The 5,772-nt window shown below is 69.2% G+C and carries 6 protein-coding genes and 1 pseudogene; 5 read left to right on the forward strand and 2 right to left on the reverse strand.

Features of this window, described 5'->3' with window-relative positions:
* The 5 genes and pseudogenes from F3J18_RS35220 to F3J18_RS35240 form a co-directional block, all read left to right on the forward strand.
* Positions 1-275: pseudogene (locus tag F3J18_RS35220) on the forward strand (chorismate--pyruvate lyase); the annotation flags it as partial.
* The gene (locus F3J18_RS35225; RefSeq protein ID WP_166916737.1) at positions 272-784 is read left to right on the forward strand and encodes a DNA-deoxyinosine glycosylase; all 513 of its coding nucleotides are present in this window, start codon (positions 272-274) and stop codon (positions 782-784) included. The pseudogene F3J18_RS35220 and the gene F3J18_RS35225, both read left to right, overlap by 4 nt.
* Before the next feature lie 124 nt (positions 785-908).
* On the forward strand, positions 909-1,835 hold the full coding sequence (locus tag F3J18_RS35230) for a spermidine synthase (RefSeq protein ID WP_025096541.1): 927 nt from the start codon (positions 909-911) through the stop codon (positions 1,833-1,835).
* 232 nt (positions 1,836-2,067) lie between these two features.
* Positions 2,068-2,310, forward strand: a complete 243-nt coding sequence (locus tag F3J18_RS35235; RefSeq protein WP_025096540.1) for a DUF3311 domain-containing protein — start codon at positions 2,068-2,070, stop codon at positions 2,308-2,310.
* Entirely contained in the window at positions 2,307-3,857 is a 1,551-nt protein-coding gene (locus tag F3J18_RS35240) for a sodium:solute symporter family protein (RefSeq protein ID WP_166916739.1), read from the forward strand. Before F3J18_RS35235 ends, F3J18_RS35240 begins: the two co-directional genes overlap by 4 nt.
* Positions 3,858-3,982: 125 nt before the next feature.
* Here F3J18_RS35240 and F3J18_RS35245 read toward each other — a convergent pair whose 3' ends face one another.
* Positions 3,983-4,417, reverse strand: coding sequence for a VOC family protein (locus F3J18_RS35245; RefSeq protein WP_036049673.1), 435 nt, complete (start codon positions 4,415-4,417; stop codon positions 3,983-3,985).
* A 184-nt stretch (positions 4,418-4,601) separates the two neighbouring features.
* A complete protein-coding gene (tal, locus tag F3J18_RS35250; protein ID WP_017920366.1) occupies positions 4,602-5,555 on the reverse strand; it encodes a transaldolase in 954 nt (317 codons plus the stop codon).
* Positions 5,556-5,772: the final 217 nt, after the last annotated feature.

Genomic DNA, 5,772 nt, shown 5'->3' on the forward strand with positions numbered 1-5,772 from the left:
AGCCGCTCGCCGAGCTGCTCTACAGCGATGCGCGGGTGTCCCGCTCGGCCCTGGTGAGCCGGCGCGTGATCGCCGGCCATCCGCTGCACCTGCTGGCGGCGCGGGCCCTGCCCGCGGGCGAGCCGCTGCCGCATGCGTTCGCCGCGCGCCGCTCGGTGTTCGAGCGGCACGGCGCGCCGCTGATGGTCAGCGAATGCATGTTGCCGGCGCTGTGGCGGCGCGTGGGCGGGGCCGGCGCGCTCGAACTCGCGCGCGAGTCGGATTCGGCCGCATGAGCGAGGGGCCGCAGGCGCTCAAGCGCAGCTTCCCGCCGGTGGTGGACGAACACACGCGCGTGCTGATCCTCGGCAGCCTGCCCGGCGAGGTCTCGCTGGCGCAGAGCCGCTATTACGCGCATCCCCAGAACCGCTTCTGGCGCCTGCTCGGCGAGGTGCTCGGCACCGAGCTGGTCGCCCTCGACTACGCGCAGCGGCTGCAAACCCTGCAGCGGCACGGCATCGGCCTGTGGGACGTGGTGGCCGAGGCCACCCGCATCGGCAGCCTCGACAGCCGGATCCGCGACCACGCCAGCAACGATCTCGTCACCCTGGTGCAAAGCCTGCCGCGGCTCGCGGCGATCGCCTTCAACGGCGGCACGGCGGCCAGGCTCGGCACGCGCGGGCTGGGCGAGCACGGCGCCGCCTACACGCTGCTCGGGCTGCCGTCGAGCAGCCCCGCCTACGCGGCGCTGCCTTATGCGGACAAGCTGCTGCAATGGCGCGCGCTGGCCGCCTTCCTGGCCTGACACGAAGCCGCGCATCGACGCATGGCGGATTCGGCGGCTGCGTCTGGCCGCCCGCGCCGCGCCGGTGCTATGCTCTCGATCCTCCCGTTTTCACCGAGTCGCGCGGCCTGCGCGATCCATCCAGATGACCCGACTGATCAAGCGCGCGTCCGCCGAGGCGCGCGCGTTTCGCCGCGACAACGCGCGCGACGACGAAACCCTCGCCCAGCGCCCCGAGGTGCGGACCAAATCGCGCGCGAACCGCGACGACCTGAGCGACGCGCCGCTGATCGAGGCGCCGCGCAAGCCGCGCTTCGCGCCGGTCACGTTCTCCGAGGAGCGCGGCGTGCGCTACCTGCATTTCGGCACCGAGTGGGTGCAGGGCGCGATGCGGCTCTCAAGGCCGCTGGCGATCGAGCTCGAATACGCGCAGCAGATGATGGCCTGGCTGCTGTTCCTCGATACCCCCGAGCGGATCGTCCAACTGGGCCTGGGCACCGGCGCGCTGACCAAGTTCGCGCATGCCTACCTGGCGCCGGCGCGCGTCGAGGCGGTCGAGCTGAATCCCGCGGTGATCATCGCCGCGCATTCGATGTTCGCGCTGCCGCCCGACGACGAGCGCCTGACGGTGCACGAGGCTGACGCCTGGGACTTCGTCAACGACGCGGCCAACCGCGGCACCACCGGCGCCCTGCAGATCGACCTGTACGACGCCACCGCGCGCGGCCCGGTGCTCGACAGCATGGCCTTCTATCGCGCGGTGCGCGGCTGCCTGGCCGAAGCCGGCGTGGCCACCATCAACCTGTTCGGCGACCACCCGAGCTTCGTGCGCAACATGAAGCATCTCAACGCGGCCTTCGATTCGCGCGTGATCGCGCTGCCGGAAGTGCACGAGGGCAATCGCGTCGCGCTGGCCTTCTCGGGCCCGGCCCTGTCGGTGTCCTACGCGCAGCTCGAGGCGCGCGCGGCGCATCTCGAGCACACGCTGAAGCTGCCCGCGCGCCAGTGGGTGAAAGCCTTGAAAGCATCGAAAGCCGAGCTCGGCGACGCCTCGCCGGACTTCACGATCTGACGGTTTCCCGGCCGGGCTCCCGCCCGCGCCCCGCGCCGCCGGCCTCCCCGCCGGCGGCGTCGCATCCATTCCCGCCGCGCTCCGGGTTCGCCCGCGTATCTGACGACATTTCGGACTCTTATACTCTGTAAGCCTGGGCTCGCGGCAGCGGATCCGCCCGCGTTTCCTCGCATCGTCGTACCCGTTCAAGACATCTAAATAACCGGGCATAAGAGACACAAGAGGAGACGCCATGGCTCACGAAGCCAACGCCAACCAGGCCGCCAAACGCTGGCTCTGGCTGCTGGTGCTGCCAGTCATCGCGATGGTCTGGGTGCCGTCGTACAGCAAGGTCGAGCCGCAATGGCTCGGATTCCCGTTCTTCTACTGGTATCAGCTCGCCTGGGTGTTCGGCAGCGCGGCGATCACCGGCTTCGTCTACAGCAAGACCAAGCATTGCTGGCGCGCCAATCCCGCCAAGGAGGACGCGCAATGAACCTGACCGCCACCTTCGTGTTCGTGCTGTTCTTCGTCGGCGTGACGATCCTCGGCTTCCTCGCCGCGCACTGGCGCCGCGGCGATCTCGCCCATCTCGACGAATGGGGCCTGGGCGGGCGGCGCTTCGGCACCATCGTCACCTGGTTCCTGCTCGGCGGCGACCTCTACACCGCCTACACCTTCGTGGCGGTGCCGGCCCTGGTGTTCGGCGCCGGCGCGATGGGCTTCTTCGCGCTGCCCTACACGATCCTGATCTACCCGTTCGCCTTCGTGGTGTTCCCCAAGCTCTGGAGCATCGCCAAGCGGCACGGCTACGTGACGGCGGCCGACTTCGTCGGCGCCCGCTACGGCAGTCGCATGCTGGCGCTGGCCGTGGCGGTGACCGGCATCGTCGCCACCATGCCCTACATCGCGCTGCAACTGGTGGGCATCGAGGTGGTGATCGGCGGGCTCGGCTTCGACACGCGCGGGCTGATGGGCGACCTGCCGCTGATCATCGCCTTCGCGATCCTGGCCGCCTACACCTACACCTCGGGGCTGCGCGCGCCGGCCATGATCGCGATCGTCAAGGACATCCTGATCTACGTGACGATCGCCGCGGCCATCATCGTGATCCCCTCGCAACTGGGCGGCTTCGGCCATATCTTCGGCAGCGTGCCGCCGCCCAAGCTGCTGCTCAAGGCGCCCGACGTGGACAGCCTGAACGGCTACAGCGCCTACGCGACGCTGGCGGTGGGCTCGGCGCTGGCGCTGTTCCTCTATCCGCACTCGGTCACCGCGATCCTGTCCTCGAAGTCGGGCAACACCATCCGCCGCAACATGGCGATGCTGCCGGCCTATTCCTTCGTGCTGGGCCTGCTCGCGCTGCTCGGCTACATGGCGCTGGCCTCGGGCGTGAAGGACATGCCGGAGTTCGCGCCGTACTTCAAGGCCTATGGCGCCAACTTCGCGGTGCCGGCGCTGTTCCTGCACTTCTTCCCCTCGTGGTTCGTCGGCGTGGCCTTCGCCGCGATCGGCATCGGCGCGCTGGTGCCGGCCGCGATCATGTCGATCGCGGCGGCCAACCTCTACACGCGCAACATCCATCGCGAGTTCATCAACCGCAACATGACGCCTCACCAGGAGACCAACGTCGCCAAGCTGGTCTCGCTGATCGTGAAGGTGGGCGCGGTGGCCTTCATCCTCGGGTTGCCGCTGACCTACGCGATCCAGCTCCAGTTGCTGGGCGGGATCTGGATCATCCAGACCCTGCCGGCGATCGTGCTCGGGCTCTATACGCGCGTGCTCGACCATCGCGGCCTGCTGGTTGGCTGGGCCGCCGGCATTATCTGCGGTACCTGGATGGCGATCTCGCTGAAGCTGGCGGGCTCGATCTTCACGATACATCTGTTCGGCATGGCGATTCCCGGCTACGCGGCGATCTGGTCGCTGGCGGTGAACCTGGTGGTGGCGGTGGTGGCCAGCGTGGCGGTGCGCGTGGTCGGCATGGCGCGCGCCGAGGATCGCACGCGGCCCGAGGACTATCTCGACGTGGCCGAAGGTTGAGGGCGGGGTGAAGCGGCGGCGGGCCTGCCCGCCGCGCATGCAGGATCGAGGCCGGCTCCCGCCTGACGCGGCGGGGCCGGCCTCGTGCTTTTCGGGAGCGCGGCTCGATCGATCAGGGCTGCTGATCAGGGGCGCGCGGCCGGATCCTCGACGTTGACCATCCAGTGCACGCCGAAGCGGTCGCGCAGCATGCCGAAACCGAGCGCCCAGAAGGTCGGGCCGAAGGGCATCGCCACCGAGCCGCCGCCGGCGAGCGCCTCGAAGATGCGCCGGCCCTCGTCGAGCGTGGCCGGGTTCAGCGACAGGGAATAACCGTCGTGGGTCTGCTGCGGCGCGCCGGGCCGGCAATCGCCGTCCGAGCACATCAGTTGCGATTCGCCGATCCGCAGGCTGGCGTGCATCACCTTGTCGGCCAGCGCCGGATCGAGCGGCTGGCCGGGATTGGGGGGCGCATCCTTGTGGCGCATCAGCATCTGGACCTCGGCGCCGATCGCGTCGCGATAGAACGCGATCGCCTCGTCGCAGCGTCCGCCGAAGAACAGATAGGCTTGGACTTGCATCGTCGTCTCCTGGTGGGCTCGTCCGGCCTGGTTCGGCCTGCTGGCGAGCACGATGAAGGCGGGGCGCGGCGCCCCGTGACGAGAAGTGTAGTGCGTGCCGGGCGGCGCGCACATGACAACGGCCGCGCGAGGCGGCCGTCGGGGGTGCTGCCGGCAGGCGCGGGCGCGGCCCGCGCCGGGGCGCTTAGCGCAGCGCCTCGATCAGGCCTTCGAGCTTGATCGCGTCGGCCGCGAAGGCGCGGATGCCCTCGGCGAGCTTCTCGGTGGCCATCGCGTCGTCGTTGAGCTGGAAGCGGAAGGCGGATTCGTCGATCGCCACGCGCTCGGCCGGCGCATCCTGCGCGCTGTCCGGCGACAGCTTGCGTTCGAGCTTGTCATTGCTCTCGTGCAGCTTCTGCAGCAGCTCGGGGCTGATCGTCAGCAGGTCGCAGCCGGCCAGCTCGGTGATCTGCGCGACGGTGCGGAAGCTCGCGCCCATCACTTCGGTCTTGTAGCCGAACTTCTTGTAGTAGGCGTAGATGCGGCGCACCGACTGCACGCCCGGATCGTTCGCGCCGCCGTTCTTGACCTCGTCCCAGTTGGCGCCGGCCTGCTTCTTGTACCAGTCATAGATGCGGCCGACGAAGGGCGAGATCAGTTGCGCGCCGGCCTCGGCGCAGGCGGCCGCCTGTACCAGCGAGAACAGCAGGGTCATGTTGCACTTGATGCCTTCCTTCTGCAGGACCTCGGCGGCGCGGATCCCTTCCCAGGTCGAGGCGAGCTTGATCAGCACGCGCTCGCGGCCGATGCCGGCGGCTTCGTAGAGGCGGATCAGTTCGCGGCCCTTGTCGATCGAGGCCTGGGCGTCGAACGACAGGCGCGCGTCGACCTCGGTCGAGACGCGGCCCGGGATGATCTTGAGGATTTCAGTGCCGAAGGCGATCAGCAGGCGATCGATGATGACGTCGGTCGATTCGCCGGCGTGGTCGCGCACGGTCTTCTCGAGCAGCGGCTTGTAGGCATCCTTCTGGACCGCCTTCAGGATCAGCGAGGGATTGGTGGTCGCATCCTGGGGCTGATACTGCGCGAGCTGCTGGAAATCACCGGTATCGGCGACGACGGTGGTGTACTGCTTCAGCTGGTCGAGTGCGGTAGTCATGAGCGAATCGATGGTGGGCGCAAGGCGCCGGGTTCGACGGAAGGCCGCGCGACTGCGGCGCGGCGGCGAAGCGGGCCGGCCGACCCGCCCGCGAGCGGGGCGGGGAACGGCGACCGGAAAGCTCTATTCTAGGCCCGATTGGCCGGCGCGTCCGCGACGAGGCGGGTGGAATCGGGGCGGCAACGGGCGCGGGGCGCGCCGCGGCGTCGTTCGGCCG

Origin of the sequence: Burkholderia sp. Ax-1720, from assembly GCF_011753035.1 — a bacterium.
GTDB lineage: Bacteria > Pseudomonadota > Gammaproteobacteria > Burkholderiales > Burkholderiaceae > Burkholderia > Burkholderia gladioli.